Genomic DNA, 16,671 nt, shown 5'->3' with positions numbered 1-16,671 from the left:
CGACGGCGTTGTAGAAGGCGGAGCCGCCTACTTCTTGGGGAAGTTCAGCTTGGACAGGTCGAAACCTTCGAGGCCGGGCGGCAGCTGGTCCAACCCGGCGGGCATGCCGGACAGATCCGGCATACCGGCGGGCATTCCGGGCATGCCGGGGAACCCACCGCGCACCTTCGGCGGCGTCGGCCCGCGGCCACCTTTCTTACCCTTCTTGCCCTTCTTCGCGTTGGCCCGTCGCGAACCGGGCAGGCCCATCTGGCGCCCCATCATGGCCATCATCTTCTTGGCCTCGAAGAAGCGGTCGACGAGTTGGTTGACCTCGGACACCTGTACGCCGGAACCGTTGGCGATACGCAGGCGGCGAGACGCGTTGATGATCTTCGGGTTCGCGCGTTCGGCCGGGGTCATACCGCGGATGATCGCCTGCACCCGGTCGAGCTGCTTATCGTCGACCTGGGCCAGCACATCCTTCATCTGGCCCGCACCGGGCAGCATGCCGAGCAGGTTGCCGATGGGGCCCATCTTGCGGATCGCGAGCATCTGATCGAGGAAGTCCTCGAGCGTCATCTCGCCGCTGCCGATCTTGCGGGCGGCTTCCTCGGCCTGCTGCTGGTCGTAGACCTGTTCGGCCTGCTCGATCAGGCTCAGCACGTCACCCATGCCGAGGATGCGCGAGGCCATCCGGTCCGGATGGAAGACGTCGAAGTCCTCGAGCTTCTCACCGGTGGAGGCGAACATGATCGGCGAGCCGGTCACATTCCGGACCGACAGCGCCGCACCACCGCGGGCGTCACCGTCGAGCTTGGTGAGCACGACACCGGTGAAGCCGACGCCGTCGCGGAAGGCCTCCGCGGTATTGACGGCGTCCTGACCGATCATCGCGTCGAGGACGAACAGCGTCTCGTCGGGCTTCACGGCATCGCGGATGCCGGCGGCCTGCGCCATCAGCTCGGCATCGATACCGAGGCGACCGGCGGTGTCGACGATGACCACGTCGTACTGCTTGCTGCGCGCCTCCGCGACACCGGCCTCGGCCACCGCGACCGGATCGGCCGCCGAAATGCCCAGCGGGTTTTCGCCGCCACCGATGGAGGTGCCGGGATGCGGTGCGAAGACGGGCGCACCCGCGCGCTCACCGACCACTTGGAGTTGGGTGACCGCGCCGGGGCGCTGCAGGTCACAGGCCACCAGCAGCGGCTGATGCCCCTGCCCCCTGAGCCATTTCGCGAGCTTGCCCGCCAGGGTGGTCTTGCCGGAACCCTGCAGACCGGCGAGCATGATCACCGTCGGCGGGTTCTTGGCGAGGGTGAGCCTGCGGGTTTCGCCGCCGAGGATTCCGACGAGTTCCTCGTTGACGATCTTGACGACCTGCTGGGCCGGATTGAGGGCGGCGGAGACCTCCGCGCCCTTGGCTCGCTCCTTGATCTTGGCGATGAAACCGCGCACCACGGGCAGCGCGACGTCGGCTTCGAGCAGGGCGAGGCGGATCTCGCGACAGGTGGCGTCGATGTCGGCCGGTGACAGACGCCCCTTACCGCGAAGATCCTTGAGGGCACCGGTAAGCCGGTCGGACAGGGATTCGAACACCGATCGCGCTCCTGATCTCGTGGGACGTCACTTGGTATCCCAGGGTAATGGGACTCGCCCCGGCGCGAGCGACGGGCCCGGAGGCGGAAGCGCAGCGTAACCACGGAGGGACCCGGGAGCGCCAAAATTGTAAGCAGCGTTCGCGCAAGCGGTGCTCGCTTCGTGGAGTTATTCCATCGCGCGGCGGCGCGGTCTGGCGGTTTTGCGGTAGTCGTGGTTCTCCAGAGCAACCATGAAAACCGCCTCCCGACCGGTGAGACCGAGCTCGAGGGCGAGGTCGTCGAGCATGGCCCAGTCCGCGCCTGTCGGCACATCGTGGGTGGCAACGGTGGTGGCAATCGTCATAGCGGTCACAGCCTGCTGACCGGTCAGTGTCCGGCCGGGCAGCCAGGAGACCACCCACCGATCACCGCCGACGCAGCGCGCCATATGCGTGGTCTCGTCACTCGTCATCATCGACGCCGACACGACTTCAATTGCCACCGACCTGCTCCCCTCATGCTCGCGATAGCCAGACGCTCTGATAGTAGAGTGCGCCAGGCCCGCTGCATACGCTTTCAGCAAATCTTGCGCAAATGTCGATCACTCCGGTCAGGAGTTCGAACTCGTACCGGGTGGTCCGACTCCCTCCGGCGGCTTCGGGGCGGGCCGCGGGACCACGGCCAGAACCGCCTTTTCGACGGTTTCGCGACGCTCCGGAATATCGACGCCGAGGTCGAGACTGAAGGCGTCGACCACCGCGGAACCCATGGTCACCACCTTCGCCCAACGCACATCGGCACCGCATTCGGCAAACGCCGCGGCCAGGCGGCTGAGCAGGCCGATCCGGTCCTCGGCACGCAATTCGAGGACCACCTGGCCGGGGGTCGACGCCGCCGACCAGATCACCCGGGGCTGCGCCTGCGCGTAGGGGCTCGGGCGAGTACCGGTGGCCTCGCGCTCCCGCTTCGCCAGCACCGCGGACAGATCCAGATCGCCCGCGGTCGCCCGGATCAGCTCCTGTCGCAGCAGTCCGCCGTCCGGCGGATCGCCGAACTTCGGGGAGACCACGAAAGTATTGATGGCCGAGCTACCTTCGCCGCCGACGGTTGCCGAGAGCACCCGCAGCGAATGCAGGGCCAACACTCCGGCGGCATCCGAGAGCAGGCCCGGCGTATCCGGCGCGATCACGGTGACCGTGTAGGTGTACTTGCCCTCGCCGGGCCGCAGATCGACGTGCACGCCACCCGCCGCGGCCTTGGCCAGCAGTTCCGCTGCGATCGGCTCCGGCTCCGGCAGCTGATCCCCCGCCATGACCAGGCGGCAGCGCCGCACGAGTTCCCCGATCAGCGAAGCCTTCCAATCACCCCACACGCCGGGTCCGGTGGCCAGCGAATCGGCCTCGGCCAGAGTGTGCAGCAGTTCGAGCAGTTGCACGTCGCCGCCGAGGGCATCGACGACGAGTTGCACGGTGTCGGGATCGGCCAGATCGCGGCGAGTCGCGGTGTCCGGCAATAACAGATGGTGGCGCACGATAGCGCTGAGCGTGCGCACGTCCGATGGCCACAGGCCCAGACGCCGACCGATATGGGTGGCCAGTTCGGCGCCGACAATGCTGTGGTCACCGGCGCGACCCTTGCCGATATCGTGCAGCAGCGCACCGAACATCAGCAGGTCGGGACGGGCGACGCGGGTGCTCAACGCGCTCGCATACGCGACAGTCTCCATCAGGTGCCGGTCCACGGTCCAGGTGTGCAGCGCATCGCGCGGCGGCAGGTCGCGCACCGCGCCCCATTCGGGAAGCAGCCTGCCCCACAAGCCCGTTCGGTCGAGTGCCTCGACCGCATCGATGACGCCGCGACCCGCGCCGAGCAGGATCAACAGGTCGTTGACCGCGTCCTTGGGCCAGGGTTCGCGCAGCTCCGGCGCATCCTCGGAGAGCCGGTTCAGGGTGGTCGCGGACATCGGCAGCCCGGTCTGCGCCGACGCCGCGGCCACTCGCAGGATCAGTCCGGGATCGCGCTGCGGCCGCGCATCCCGCGCCAGCACGACCTCCCCCGCGTGTTCGACCACCCCCTCATCGAGTGGTCTGCGAACCGGCATCCGACGCAGCCGCGCGAGGCCCCGCCGCGGTAGCGCATTGGCGGCGGTGCGTAGGCCGACATCGACCGAGTAGCTGACCGTCCGCGCCGAATCGCTCAGTGTGCGAGCGAGATCGAACCGGTCACCGATGCGCAAGGCCGCGCCGATCTCGTCGGCATCCTGGGCGCGCAGCTGATCGCGCGCCCGGCCAGCCACCCGATGCAGCTCTGTGCGAACATCCAGCAAACGGCGCCGCGCGTGCTTCACCCCACCGCCCGGCACGTCCGGCCCGAGACCCGGCATCGCATCGGTCAGCTGGGCGATGGCCAGCGCGTCGAGCAGTTGGATATCGCGCAGTCCGCCGCGCCCGTTCTTCAGATCGGGTTCGGCACGATGGGCGATCGCACCGCTGCGCTCCCATCTGGTCTCGGCCTGTTCGATCAATTCGTCGAAGCGCGAACGGATTCCGGTCCGCCACTCCCGGCGCACCCCGCCGATCAGCAGATTGCTCAACTCGATATCGCCGACGATGTGCCTGGCCTCGAGCATGCCGAGGGCCGCGATGAGATCGTCGGAGGCCACGCGCAATGCCTGCGGCACGGTGCGCACGCTGTGGTCGAGCTTGACATGCGCGTCCCACAGCGGATACCAGAGCTGATCGGCTACCTCGGCCACCCGCGCCGGATCGACGTCATCGTGCAGCAATACCAGATCCAGATCGGAATACGGCAGCATCTCCTTGCGTCCGAGTCCGCCGACGGCGACCACGGCCAGACCGCTGTCGCGGCCGATGCCGAGTTCGGTGCCCTTAGTGGTCAGCCACAGTTCGAACAGATCGACCAGCGCCGAACGCAGGGATTCCGCGTCCAGACGCGGATTGCGAGGCAGTCCGCCCTCGAGCAATTGGTTGCGTGCCCGGACCAGGTCGGTCGCGCCGTTGGAGACATTCTCGGTTACCTGTCTGCCGTCTTGCTCGTGACTACCCACAAACCACCGTCCATCCAAATGCGTACGGCCCCGCCCCGACCGGGCTATCCGGTGGGAGCGGGGCCGCCGCTCGATTTCGATTTCCGTTTACAGAGCGTCGGTACCGCGTTCGCCCGTACGCACCCGGATGATCGATTCCACCGGCGTCACCCAGACCTTGCCGTCACCGATCTTGCCGGTGCGGGAGGCTTCGACGATCACCTCTACGACCCTGTCGACCGTCGCATCGTCCACGACAACCTCGACCCGAACCTTCGGAACGAAATCCACCGAGTACTCGGCGCCGCGGTAGACCTCGGTGTGTCCCTTCTGGCGGCCGTAGCCCTGGACCTCACTGACGGTCATGCCCAGCACACCAGCCTGCTCGAGCCCGGATTTGACGTCCTCGAGAGTGAACGGTTTGACGATTGCGGTGATCAGTTTCATGTCGTCATGCCTCCTTGACGGCGGTACGTGCCGTGCCACCCACAGCAGCGAAATCGTATGCCGTTTCAGCGTGCTCGGACTCATCCATGCCCACCGACTCGGCTTCCTCGCTGGCGCGCAGCCCAATGGTGAACTTCACGATATAGGCAATGATCAGGCTCGCGATGAAGGAGAACGCAAGTACTGCACCGGCGCCGACGGCCTGACGCCACAGCTGGTCGAAACCGCCGCCGTAGAACAGGCCGGTCTTGCCCGCGCCCGCCTCCGGCGCGGCGACCAAGCCGACCATCAGGGTGCCGATGATGCCGCCGACGAGGTGCACGCCGACCACGTCGAGCGAGTCGTCGAAGCCGAACTTGAACTTCAGGCCGACCGCGAGCGCACAGATCGCACCGGCCACGAAGCCGATCACCAGGGCGCCGACCACGTTGACCGAGGAACACGACGGGGTGATCGCGACCAGACCGGCCACCACACCCGAGGCCGCGCCCAGCGAAGTGGGCTTGCCGTCACGGACCTTTTCCACCAGCAGCCAGGCCAGCATCGCGGCGCAGGTCGCGAGGGTCGTGGTGATGAACGTCGAACCGGCCAGACCACCCGAGGTGACCGCCGAACCGGCGTTGAAGCCGAACCAGCCGAACCACAGCAGACCGGCACCGAGCATGACGAACGGCAGGTTGTGCGGACGGAACGGGGTGCTCGGCCAACCCTTGCGCTTACCGAGCACCAGCACCAGGGCCAGGCCCGCCGCACCGGCATTGATATGGACCGCGGTACCACCCGCGAAGTCGACCGCGAGCAGTTTGTTCGCGATCCAGCCGCCTTCGTGCACGACGTTTCCGTCGGCGTCCTTGACGTCGAAGTCGAACACCCAGTGCGCGACCGGGAAGTAGACGACCGTCGCCCAGATGCCGGCGAACAGCAGCCAGGAACCGAACTTCAAGCGGTCGGCGACCGCACCCGAGATGAGGGCAACCGTGATGATCGCGAACATCAACTGGAACGCGACGAATACGGTCGCGGGAATGGTGCCCGCGAGCGGGATGTTCACGGCCTCGGTGGTGATGGTGCCTGCGGCATCCTTGACCTCGGCAACCGAATTGCCGCCGATCAGACCCTTGAGACCGAAGAACTGTGCCGGATCACCGATCACGCCGAACTTGTTGTTGCCGAACGCCTCCGAGTATCCGTATAGCGACCACAGCACGCCGACCAGCCCCATGGCACTGATGCTCATCATGATCATGTTGAGCACGTTCTTGGAGCGGACCATGCCGCCGTAGAAAAACGCCAGGCCGGGCGTCATCAACAACACGAGCGCTGAACTGGCCAGCATCCAGGCGGTGTCACCGGTGTCCGGTGCACCGGTAAGGGGAAAAGCCACCTTAATGTCCTCCTCATCTCGGGCCCAGCCGACTCCGGCAAATGGACCTGCACAGAAGGGTCGCCATTCGGTGTTTCATCCGTGATGATGCTGTGTTTCACCTAAGTGAACGCGTGGGGCAGTTGTGTTGCTACCACGTTTCCTGGCGTACACAGTCGCTTCATCACCGGTGTGCGGTGCGTGTCGGAGCAAACCGACAGCTGTTTCCGAGGAGAAGGATTCGGTGCCGCGGAACTAGCCCCAAGGCCGCGCAGTTAGCGGTTCAGTTGGTGTGTCAATCGAATGATGGTGTGGGGCTTGGTATGCCGTGACGTAGGACAGCGGAGCGCCTGGTAGAAGAGGTTTGTCACTCCAAGACAACTCTTCACTGGGAGCTCCGCTGTCGGATCAGTCTGTCATCAACCGACGCGGCATGGTAGCCGCGGGTGTATTCGCGCCGGGTCATCTGGGGGAACTGACCCGGATCGTGTCGTTCGACCTGGTCGATGCGGCGCTGGAGGCGTCGGGCGCGGTGCAGTCGCGGGTGCGGCTGCTGCCCTCGCGGGTGGTGGTGTATTTGCTGCTGGCCGGGGCGTTGTTCACCGGGATTGGGTATCGGCAGGTGTGGGCGCGGTTGTGTGCCGGGCTGCCCGGCAGTCCGAGGGGGTGTCCGGGTTCCTCGGCGTTGTCGCAGGCGCTGCGCCGGGTCGGGCCCAAACCCCTGAAAGCGTTGTTCGACCTGGTCCGCGGGCCTGCCGTCGGTGCGGTGCGGTGGCGGGGTCTGTTGGTGTGCGCGATCGACGGCACCAGTGTGTTCGTGCCCGACAGCCCAGACAATGTGGCCGCGTTCGGTCGTCACGGCGGTGGTCACGCCCAGGCCGGTTACCCGATGCTGCGGTTGCTGGCAGTGGTGGCTTGTGGCACCCGCACCGTCGTCGATGTCGTGTTCGGACCCCTGCGGGTCGCCGAAACAGCCTATGCGCCACGCCTTTTCGGGTGTCTGCGTCCGGGCATGCTGCTGTTGGCCGACCGGAACTTCGCCGTCACGGCGTTGATCGAGCAGATCACCGGCACCGGCGCGGATCTGTTGATCCGCGCCAAACTCAACCGGCGCGTCCCCGCGATCGCGCGGCTGGGCGACGGGTCGTGGCTGACCCGCGCCGGCGCGGCGACGGTGCGGGTCATCGACGCCGAGATCGCCGTCTGCTGCGCCGGTGGGCCCCGGCGGGTCGAGCGGTATCGGCTGATCACCAGCCTGGCCGACGAGAAGCGTTACCCCGCACAGGAATTGGTGACTCTTTATCATCAGCGGTGGGAGATCGAAACCAGCTATTTCGAACTGAAATCGACCATGCTCGGTGGCCGGGTACTCCGTGCCCGCACCCCGGCCGGGGTCTGCCAAGAGGTCTACGCCCTGCTCATCACCTACCAGGCGCTGCGCACCGTCATCGCCGATACCGCCCTGGCCACAGGTGATTTTTCCGCGGACCGCGGAAGTTTCACCGTCGCCATGCACACCGCACGCGACCAACTGATCCACGCCGCCGGGATCATCAACGACACCACGATCGACCTCATCGGCACGATCGGCCACGCAATCCGGACCAGCCCGTTGACCCCACGCCGCGCACGCACCAGCCCCCGCATCGTCAAACGTGCCATCTCCAAACACCGCGCCAAGGGCGACATCGACCGCAACATCTACAAAACCCAGGTCAGCATTCATATCCTGCCCGGTTGACAACCGGGCAGAACCCCAAACTGCGCGGCCTTGGAACTAGCCCAGCAACGCGTCCACGAAGGCGCCCGGCTCGAAAGGAGCCAGGTCGTCGGCACCCTCGCCGAGGCCGACCAGTTTCACCGGAACGCCGAGTTCGTGCTGCACCTGGAAGACAATGCCGCCCTTGGCTGTTCCGTCCAGTTTGGTGAGCACGACGCCGGTGATATCGACCACATCCGCGAAGACGCGCGCCTGCATGAGACCGTTCTGTCCGACGGTGGCATCCAGGACCAGCAGGACCTCGTCGACCGCTGCCTTCTTCTCCACGACGCGCTTGACCTTGCCGAGCTCGTCCATCAAACCGGTCTTGGTGTGCAGCCGACCCGCGGTATCGATCATGACGACATCGACGCCGCCCTCGATGCCCGCGCTGACCGCGTCGAAGGCGACCGCGGCCGGATCCGCGCCCTCCTTGCCACGGACGGTATGGGCACCGACCCGCTCACCCCAGGTCTGCAGCTGATCGGCGGCGGCAGCGCGGAAAGTATCCGCGGCGCCGAGCAGGACCCGGCGGCCGTCGGCGACGAGTACGCGGGCCAGTTTGCCGGTCGTGGTGGTCTTGCCGGTGCCGTTGACGCCGACGACCAGCAGGATCGACGGATGATCGTCGTGCGGGAGCGCGCGCACCGACCGGTCGAGTTCGGGGCGTAGCGCCTCGATCAGCACCTCGCGCAGCACGACGCGGGCCTGTTCGGTGTTGCGGACGCTGCGCGCGGCCATCTCCTCGCGCAGGCGATCCACCACCGCGGTGGTGCTCGCGGTGCCGAGATCTGCCAAGACCAGGGTGTCCTCTACCTCTTCCCAGGAATCGTCGTCGAGATCACCGCCGCCGAGCAGGCCGAGCAGGCTCTTGCCGACGGCGTTCTGCGAGCGCGACAGGCGCCCGCGCAGGCGGACCAGGCGGCCGGCGGTCGGCTCGATTTCCTCGAGGGCAGGGGTGGTGGCCGCGTCGGCGGCGGTGGGTCCGGGGGCGGTTTCTACGGAGTCCTTGTCCGGGGTCGGCGCCGGTGCGGTGCCTGCGGGCGGGGTGATGCTCGTGGGCGGGACTGGTTTGGTGCCGGTCGGTGCGGTGGGGTCCGTCGGTGCGGTGGTTCCGGTATCCGCAGCGTCAGCGGGTTCCGCAGGCGCGGTCGCGTCCGCAGGCGCGGTGGCATCGGCGCTGGTGGGCGGGGCCGTTCCGGGTTCGGCGGTTGCCACGTCCGGTTCGACCGCGGTATCCGAATCGACCGTGGGAGTTGCGGATTCGGCCGTAGTGCCCGCGCCATCGGTTTCGACCGGTGCGGACTCCGCGGTTTCGACATCGCCCTCGGGCAGCGCGACGTTGGTAATGCCACGCTTCGGTGCGTCACGCGGAATCGCCGCGTCGTCGCCGACATGGGGTTGCCCCTCGGTGTCGGTCCGCTCGATCGGCGCGGGCTCCGGGCGTGTCGCGGTGGCCGTGCCGCCCTGACTGAAGTTGAAGCCACCGGAGGCCGCGTATCCACCGGACCGGTCGGTCAGTTCTTTCTCGGCGGCAGGCGGCGTCAGCGTGACGCGACGGCGCTTGTACAGGACGAATCCGGCGACGAACGCCACCACCAGCAGGGCGGCGACAGCGGCAATCAGGATCCAGGCTTCGGAGCTCACGCCGACCATCCTTGCAGAACCAGGTGCTCCGCCTTACCACAGCGTCCTGGACCCGACACACAACCCCCGAGATTTCTTGTCCTGCGGAACTTCTCGCGAAGTGACAATAGTATCGGCGACGTGACCGATCGAAACGTGCTTGGGGGGCCGCTGGAAGAGTGCGGCGCCGATCCTCTCACCGGCTTCTACCGGGACGGCTGCTGCAGTACCGGGCCGGAGGATCTGGGCAGCCATACCGTGTGCACCGTCGTCACGGCTGAATTTCTCGAACACCAGGCGTCCATCGGCAACGATCTGAGTACGCCGCGCCCGGAGAACAACTTCCCGGGCCTGCAGCCGGGCGACCGGTGGTGTGTGGTGGCCGTGCGCTGGTTGCACGCCCACGAGGACGGTGTCGCCGCGCCCGTGGTGCTGGCGGCCACCCATGAAAACGCCCTGGAAGTGATCTCGATGGACATCTTGCGCAAATACGCCGTCGATGTGCCGGACGACGTAAGCGACCTGCTCTAGCTCCCCCGCCCTTTGCCGACCGTCGATGCCCGGAGCGTTCCAGGGCAGACGGTCGCCGCACATTCTGTCGTGTTATCGCAGCGCGGCCGCCTCGGCCCGCGCCGCGCGGGCGGTTCGTTGGCGGTGCGCCTTCTGACGGCAGGCCGCCGAGCAGTATCGGGCCGGACGGCCGGAGCCGGTGGGTTGGATCGCGGTGCCGCAGATCGGACAGGTTTCGTTACGAGAGCCAGTTTCGTTACTGCGCTTGGCCTCGGAATCGGGTTTCGTTACGGCGTGGATTCCGGGATTCGCACGCATGGCATCGAGCATGATCGCGACAGCCCGAAGCAACGGTCCACCGGGGGGCTGACGTCGTTGAATCGCGACGCATCCGGTGAAAATATCCAGCACATCCACGATTTCGAGATCAGCGCGGACCGCACCTCGGCGCTGCGCCGCCGTCAACAGTGCGCCGAGCGCGTGATGGAAGCGGTCGCCCGCGCCGCGTAGCAACGCCTTGGGCCAACCGTCATCGGACTGAACGACATCGCAGAGCGCCTGGCTGCCCGGGGCTGAGCGGACCACCTCGGTGCAGACCGCGAAGAATGCGGCACCCGGATCCGGCGCGTCGAGATATTCGGCGGCCATTGTCGCGAGCCGGTCGACACGCTGCTGCATAACCGCTTCCAGCAGATCGGTTTTCGTGGGGAAATGCCGATAGACGGTGCCCGCGCCCACGCCGGCCCTGCGGGCGACCTCGGCCAGCGAGACCGAGGTGCCGTGTTCGGCGAATGCGCGTTGCGCGGCCGCCAGCACCAGCGCGCGATTGCGGCGGGCATCGGCCCGCGCGGCGACCACGGACGGCACCGGCGTGGACAGTGAAGCAGACATTTCGTTACGGCCTTCCGTTCCTGGACCTGGCCAAGCGGGTCAGCACACCCATATCGTCCGAATACGGGTTATCCGACCCGATTGTATCGAGCAGAGAAGGCGAGCATGTCCCTTCAACAGAACCCCATCCTGGTCACCGGCGCGACCGGCAAGCAGGGCGGCGCGACCGCCCGCCGACTGCTGGCCGACGGTATCGCGGTGCGTGCGCTGGTCCGCGATCCGCAGGCTCCCGCGGCCCGCGCGCTGGCCGACGCCGGTGCGGAATTGGTGACCGGTGACTTCGACACTCCCGCAACGCTGGACGCCGCCGCCGCCGGAGCGCGCGGCGTATTCCTCATGCCCCCAGCCGCTTTCGGACCGAACGGTTGGCAGTCCGACTTGGAGGCCACCCGCGGTATCGCGGCGATCGAGGCGGCCAAGCGTGCGGGGGTCGAACAGATCGTCTTCACCGGGGTCGCTTCGATGACCGACGAGACCACCTGGGGCCAGGCCGGAAAGAGCGGCATCGAGGAGGCTGCCGCGGCCAGCGGTCTGCGCTACACCCTGTTGCGTCCGGTGCGCTTCATGGAGAACTACGTCCTGCGGGGCAGTCCGGTGGACGGCATCATCGACGGCGTGCACAAGCATCTGTTCCCGGCGGACCAGCCGCTGCAGATGATCGCGATCGACGATATCGCCGCCTTCGCCGCACTGGCCTTCGCCGACCCGGATCGCTTCCACGGCCGAACCCTCGAATTGGCCGGCGACGCGATAACTCCGGTCGCGGCCCTGGCGGCGATCACCCGGGCCACCGGATATCCGGTGCGCTATCACGAGATCACCGAGGCCGAAGCGGATGCCATCGGCGAACAGATCGGCAACACCTGGCGGCTGCTGCGCAAGACCGCGGGCTGGCACGCGGACATCCCCGCGCTGCGGGAGATCTACCCAGCCCTCACCACCCTCGAATCCTGGCTCACCACAACCGGTGCCGCCATGATCAAGGCACAACAGGACAGCGACCGGCTCGCCGCCTCGCATTGACAACTCGTCGGGATCCGCACTAGTGCGGATCCCGAGGAGACGGCGCAGGATTTCCGTTGGGGTAGGCGGCTCGGGTACGACGGGTATCGGGGTGGTCGGGACCCAGAACACGCAGCTGGTCCGCCAGGAGTTCTGCGTATTCGGTCGCGGCGGTCGCGGTATCGCCCGCGGAGTCGCGGGCGTGCGCCAAGTGGAAGCGGGTGCTGAGCGTGCGCGGATGGAACCCGCCGAATATTCGATATTCGTCGGTGAGCAATTGCTCGAAATCGCGCACGGCGGATCGCGGATCACCGGATTCACAACGCCAGCGGGCCAATTCATTTCGGTTCAACAGCGTATCCGGATGATCGTCGCCGAGCACTCGGACGCGATCGGTGAGCAGCAGCTCGAGACGCTCGACCGCGATGGCCGGATCACCTTGCGCACCAAGCCAACACGCCAGGTCGTGGCGGGTGCGGAAGGTATTGGGGTGTTCCGGGCCGTGCACCCGGATGCGATTTACGAGCACATACTCGAACTCGGGCAGGGCCGTGGCGATATCGCCGCTCTCGGCCCGGTAGTGCGCGAGGTTCGCCCGGGTGCGCAGGGTGTCGGGGTGATCCGGTCCGAGTACCCGCTCCCGGTCGACGAGCAGATGTTCGAATTCGATGACCGCCGCGGCCGGATCACCGCTTTCACCGCGCCAGTAGGCGAGGTTGTGCAGGGTCGTCAGCGTATCGTGGTGGTCGGCGCCGAGAATGCGCCGCCGGTCGTCCAGCAGTTCCTCGTATTCGGCTATGGCGGTGGCGTATTGGCCCGCCTCACCGCGCCACTTCGCCAGATTGTGCCGGGTGCGCAATGTATCGGGATGGTCGGGGCCGAGGATGCGCAGCCGCAGTGGTAGCAGTTCCTCGAGGTCGGCGAGCGCGACAGCGGTATTGCCACTCTCACCGCGCCAGAGCGCGAGGCGGTGCCAGGTGTGCAGCGTTTCCGGATGCAAGGGTCCGAGCACTTTGCGCTCGTCGTCGAGCAGTCGTTCGTATTCGGTTACGGCCGCGCCGATCTGGCCGCTCTGGCCGAGGAAGAATGCGAGACAGTGTCGGGTACTGAGGGTTTCGGGATGCTCCGGGCCGAGGATTGCCAGTTGGTCGCGCAGCAGCAGCCGGTATTCGGCGACGGCCGCAGCCGGGTCGCCGCTCTCCCCGCGCCAGTAGGCGACCGCGTGGCGGGTGCGCAAGGTGTCGGGATGATCGATCGGCAATACCCGCTGCCGGTCGGCCAGCAGCTGCTGGTACTCCAGCACCGCGGTGGCCGGATTACCGCTCTCCCCGCGCCAGAAGGCGAGTTCGTGACGTGTGCGCAGGGTATGCGGGTTATCGGGCCCGAGGACCCGGATCCGGGCCGGGAGCACCTGCTCGAATTCGGCGACGGCGGTGAGGTAGTGACCGATTTCGCCGTACAGGTGGGCGAGGTTGTGGCGTGACTTCAGGGTGAGCGGCTGATCCAGGCCGAGGATGCGGCGCTCGTCCTCGATCAACTGCCGGAATTCGCCGATGGCCCTATGGTGCTCGCCGCTTTCGCCGCGCCAGTAGGCAATGCTGTTGCGAGTGCGCAACGTGTGCGGATGTTCCGGACCGAGAATGCGGGTCCGATCGGTGAGCAGCTGCTGGAATTCGGCGATGGCGGTGGCGTGGTCGCCGCTCACACCGCGCCAGCGCGCAATATCGTTGCGAGTGATCAGGGTATGCGGATGATCGGGACCGAGCACTCGATCCTGCTCCTCGAGCAGCTGTTGGAATTCGGCGATGGCGCGCATGTGATCGCCGCTCTCGGCATGCAATTCGGTCAGGTGATGGCGGGTCTTGAAGAACGCCGGGTCGGCCGTGCCGGAAATGCGTTGCTGATCGACGAGCAGTTGGTGCAACTCGATGATGGCGGCATCCAGGTCGCCGCGCTCACCGCGCCAGTAAGCGAGTTCGTAACGGGCGGTGAGCGTGTCGGGATGATCCGGTCCGAGGACGCGTAGCCGGTCGGCGAGCAGCTGCTGGAAATCGGTGATGGCCTGCGCGGTTTCGCCCTGTTCGCCACGAAAATGCGCGAGGTCACCCCGGGTGCGCAGCGTCGCGGCGTCGTCGACGCCCAGCAGACGGGTCCGGTCGGCGACCAACTGCTCGAATTCGGCTACGGCGGTGCGGAAATCACCGCTCTCGCCATGCCAGCGGGCAAGGTTGGTTCGAATGGTGAGGGTGCCCGGATCGTCCGCACCGAGCGCGCGTACACGTTCGGCGAGTAGTTCCTGGTGTTCGGTGATGGCGGTGGCCAGATCGCCGCTTTCCCCACGCCAGAAGGCGAGATTATTGCGGGCGGTGAGAGTGTCGGAGTGATCGGGGCCGACCGCGGATTCGAACGAGGGTATCCAGGCGGCCCACAGATCACGATTATCGGCTGCTCTCGGGGTGTTCAACCGTTCCAGGAAAGCCATCGCGGCGGCCGAATCGCCGTAGCCGAGATAGTGGCGCACCGCCGATCGCCGCGCGTAATCGGTGATCTGTGGTGCGGGTTTCGACGAACCCGCATCCAACTCGATCGCCTCGGCCAGCGCCCGATGCGCATCGCGCCGCCATTCCGGCTGGCCGGCGACCATCAGGGAGCGCCGAAAGGCATTGTGCGCCAATCCCAGCGTTTCACCTTCGGTGCCAGGGCGGCCGCGGCTGACCAACACTCCCAACCGGACGATCAGATCGCGAATCCGGTTGGTGCTCAACTCGATACCGAGGAATTCCAGACCGCGTTCCAGCAGCTCCAGCGGCAGCACCGGCCCGGCACCGGCCGCAACCAGAATGCCGAGCAATGCGTATACCGCTGTGCCCGTGGCGGAATCGGCGTTGTCGACGACGTCGCGGACCCGTCGCGACACCAGAGTATCGATGCCGATCCCCCGCTCCAGATCGGAAGCGGTTATATCGGAACGGATTTCCATCAGCAGCCGCGCCAGCAGCCAACCGCCCGTCGGCGTCTGCTGCAACAGACCGTCGATCCATTCGCGCCAATTCGTATGCGCGATATGGCCGCGGGCCGCCGCGACGGTATTGGCGATATCCGGAGTCGTCGGCGCGGGCAGTTCGATGCGGCGCATATGGGCGAGTCGCGGCGAATTCTCGATGCCGGTGCCCTCACGGATCCCGACGATCAGATGGACGTGCGCGAGCTGCGGGCGACGGGTCAGCTCGGCGACCGCATACGACAGCAGCGCACGGCTGCCGCGCTTGGGCTGATCGAGTCCGTCGACCAGAATGTGCACCGGCTTCGAGCCGCGCAGCCTGGCCAGCGGCTGCAGAATCCTGATCTCCAACAGATCGAGCCCACGACTGTCCTGCTCGGCCAGATCGAATTCGACCATGCGCGTCGCGGCCTTGAAACCGTCCAGCCTGCTACCCAATTGCTGGGCCAGCTCGGCAGTGAACGATTCCATGGAGCTGGTGACGTCGAGAAATATCGCGGCCGTGACGTATTCGGCCTTGATCGGCAGCGTGTCCACCCAGCCCGGGCGGATCAGCGTGGCGAGCAGGGTCGATTTGCCGCAGCCCGCCGGACCGAGCACACCGCGCAGCCGTTCCTCGCCGGAGTCGACCACCTGGGTCAGCCGCTCCCGCAGTGGCTCCGAAATGACCAGACCGTTGATCAACTGGTCGATGAAACCGGCCGCGGCGGTGCCGCTGACCGCGTCCTCGCGGCGGGCGGCATTGGGCACCAGCCAGAGCCCGGGATCGCTACTGGCTGTGCGGATTCCGGAGGTGAAGGAGAACGACTGCGGCTCCAGCGCGGGGCACCGGCGCAGCGGCTGCACCAGATCCGAGGGCAGCAGACTTTCGCCGCCGTGCGGTACCCCTTTGCCGAAGGTGGTGATGATCGTCCTGGTGAAACAGCCGAAATAGGCGGGTCCGTTGCCGGTGGCGACCAGCAGTTCGACGCGCCCGTTCGGGCCCGAGGCCTCCGGCCAGCGCCGAGCGGCGCCGCGGACGCCCTCCCCCGTCTCGCAGGCGTCGACCAAGACGATCAAACCGTCCAGCGTCGCGGCACTGTTCAGTCGCTCCTGGATTTCCTGCGTCAGGTGAAAGGCGTTGCGCAGCTTGGGCAGCTGCGGTGAGTCGCGGGCGAGCAGGTAGAAGTTCTCCGCGGCGGTGGTCATGCCGTGGCCGACGAAGCTGATCAGCAGTGTCGCTTGCCGATTCGACGCGGTGTCGAAGGCTTCGTCTACCGCGCAGACCAATTCGTCGATCGTCGGATCGAGCAGCGGGCCGTCGGTGCCGGTGGCCGGTTGCCAACCACCGAGTTCGCGCAGTTCGGTGTAGAGGCCGGTGGCGAGGTCGTCGGTGAAACCCAACCTGGGCAGCGCTGTGCACTCCGAGCCGACTACCAGCGCCACCCTCCCACCCATATTTCGCAACGTACTCGGCGGGCGTCG

The 16,671-nt window shown here is 66.8% G+C and carries 11 protein-coding genes; 3 read left to right on the top strand and 8 right to left on the bottom strand.

Annotated elements, in window-relative coordinates; genetic code table 11:
- Positions 1–27: 27 nt before the first annotated feature.
- From ffh to ACQPYR_RS11205, 5 genes are all read right to left on the bottom strand, one after another.
- A complete protein-coding gene (ffh, locus tag ACQPYR_RS11225) occupies positions 28–1,581 on the bottom strand; it encodes a signal recognition particle protein (RefSeq protein ID WP_433630833.1) in 1,554 nt (517 codons plus the stop codon).
- Between the two features lie 168 nt (positions 1,582–1,749).
- Entirely contained in the window at positions 1,750–2,064 is a 315-nt protein-coding gene (locus ACQPYR_RS11220) for a hypothetical protein (RefSeq protein ID WP_387289130.1), read from the bottom strand.
- A gap of 108 nt (positions 2,065–2,172) precedes the next feature.
- Complete coding sequence (locus ACQPYR_RS11215; RefSeq protein WP_433630831.1) at positions 2,173–4,629, bottom strand: [protein-PII] uridylyltransferase; 2,457 nt, start codon at positions 4,627–4,629, stop codon at positions 2,173–2,175.
- Positions 4,630–4,716: 87 nt separating this feature from the next.
- Complete coding sequence (locus ACQPYR_RS11210) at positions 4,717–5,055, bottom strand: P-II family nitrogen regulator (RefSeq protein ID WP_327101138.1); 339 nt, start codon at positions 5,053–5,055, stop codon at positions 4,717–4,719.
- 4 nt (positions 5,056–5,059) lie between these two features.
- Positions 5,060–6,439: an ammonium transporter gene (locus tag ACQPYR_RS11205; RefSeq protein WP_433630827.1), complete on the bottom strand. Its 1,380-nt coding sequence runs from the start codon at positions 6,437–6,439 to the stop codon at positions 5,060–5,062.
- A 412-nt stretch (positions 6,440–6,851) separates the two neighbouring features.
- Between ACQPYR_RS11205 and ACQPYR_RS11200 the strand changes: the two genes are divergently transcribed.
- Positions 6,852–8,159, top strand: a complete 1,308-nt coding sequence (locus ACQPYR_RS11200; protein ID WP_433621300.1) for an IS4 family transposase — start codon at positions 6,852–6,854, stop codon at positions 8,157–8,159.
- Between the two features lie 36 nt (positions 8,160–8,195).
- Here ACQPYR_RS11200 and ftsY read toward each other — a convergent pair whose 3' ends face one another.
- Positions 8,196–9,824, bottom strand: coding sequence for a signal recognition particle-docking protein FtsY (gene ftsY, locus ACQPYR_RS11195; protein WP_433630825.1), 1,629 nt, complete (start codon positions 9,822–9,824; stop codon positions 8,196–8,198).
- Between the two features lie 120 nt (positions 9,825–9,944).
- Here ftsY and ACQPYR_RS11190 point away from each other — a divergent pair, with 120 nt between their 5' ends.
- Positions 9,945–10,334: a DUF2237 family protein gene (locus ACQPYR_RS11190; RefSeq protein ID WP_014987060.1), complete on the top strand. Its 390-nt coding sequence runs from the start codon at positions 9,945–9,947 to the stop codon at positions 10,332–10,334.
- Positions 10,335–10,406: 72 nt separating this feature from the next.
- Here ACQPYR_RS11190 and ACQPYR_RS11185 read toward each other — a convergent pair whose 3' ends face one another.
- Positions 10,407–11,204: a TetR/AcrR family transcriptional regulator gene (locus tag ACQPYR_RS11185; protein ID WP_433630823.1), complete on the bottom strand. Its 798-nt coding sequence runs from the start codon at positions 11,202–11,204 to the stop codon at positions 10,407–10,409.
- Between the two features lie 105 nt (positions 11,205–11,309).
- On the opposite strand from ACQPYR_RS11185, the gene ACQPYR_RS11180 reads away from it, so the two are divergent.
- Complete coding sequence (locus ACQPYR_RS11180) at positions 11,310–12,227, top strand: NmrA family NAD(P)-binding protein (protein ID WP_433630820.1); 918 nt, start codon at positions 11,310–11,312, stop codon at positions 12,225–12,227.
- Positions 12,228–12,246: 19 nt separating this feature from the next.
- Here the strand turns inward: ACQPYR_RS11180 and ACQPYR_RS11175 are convergent, their stop codons facing one another.
- On the bottom strand, positions 12,247–16,644 hold the full coding sequence (locus ACQPYR_RS11175) for a tetratricopeptide repeat protein (protein WP_433630817.1): 4,398 nt from the start codon (positions 16,642–16,644) through the stop codon (positions 12,247–12,249).
- Between the last annotated feature and the right edge of the window lie 27 nt (positions 16,645–16,671).

Origin of the sequence: Nocardia sp. CA-120079 (assembly GCF_050955745.1) — a bacterium.
In the GTDB taxonomy this organism is placed as follows: domain Bacteria; phylum Actinomycetota; class Actinomycetes; order Mycobacteriales; family Mycobacteriaceae; genus Nocardia.
Note: the sequence above shows the minus strand (reverse complement) of the source record. Positions and strands in the feature narration are given on the sequence as shown.

Coding starts and splice junctions, on each gene's coding strand:
- ACQPYR_RS11210 (WP_327101138.1), bottom strand. CDS start 5,055: ATGAAACTGATCACCGCAATCGTCAAACCGTTCACTCTCGAGGACGTC.
- ACQPYR_RS11200 (WP_433621300.1), top strand. CDS start 6,852: ATGGTAGCCGCGGGTGTATTCGCGCCGGGTCATCTGGGGGAACTGACC.
- ACQPYR_RS11185 (WP_433630823.1), bottom strand. CDS start 11,204: ATGTCTGCTTCACTGTCCACGCCGGTGCCGTCCGTGGTCGCCGCGCGG.
- ACQPYR_RS11180 (WP_433630820.1), top strand. CDS start 11,310: ATGTCCCTTCAACAGAACCCCATCCTGGTCACCGGCGCGACCGGCAAG.
- ACQPYR_RS11175 (WP_433630817.1), bottom strand. CDS start 16,644: ATGGGTGGGAGGGTGGCGCTGGTAGTCGGCTCGGAGTGCACAGCGCTG.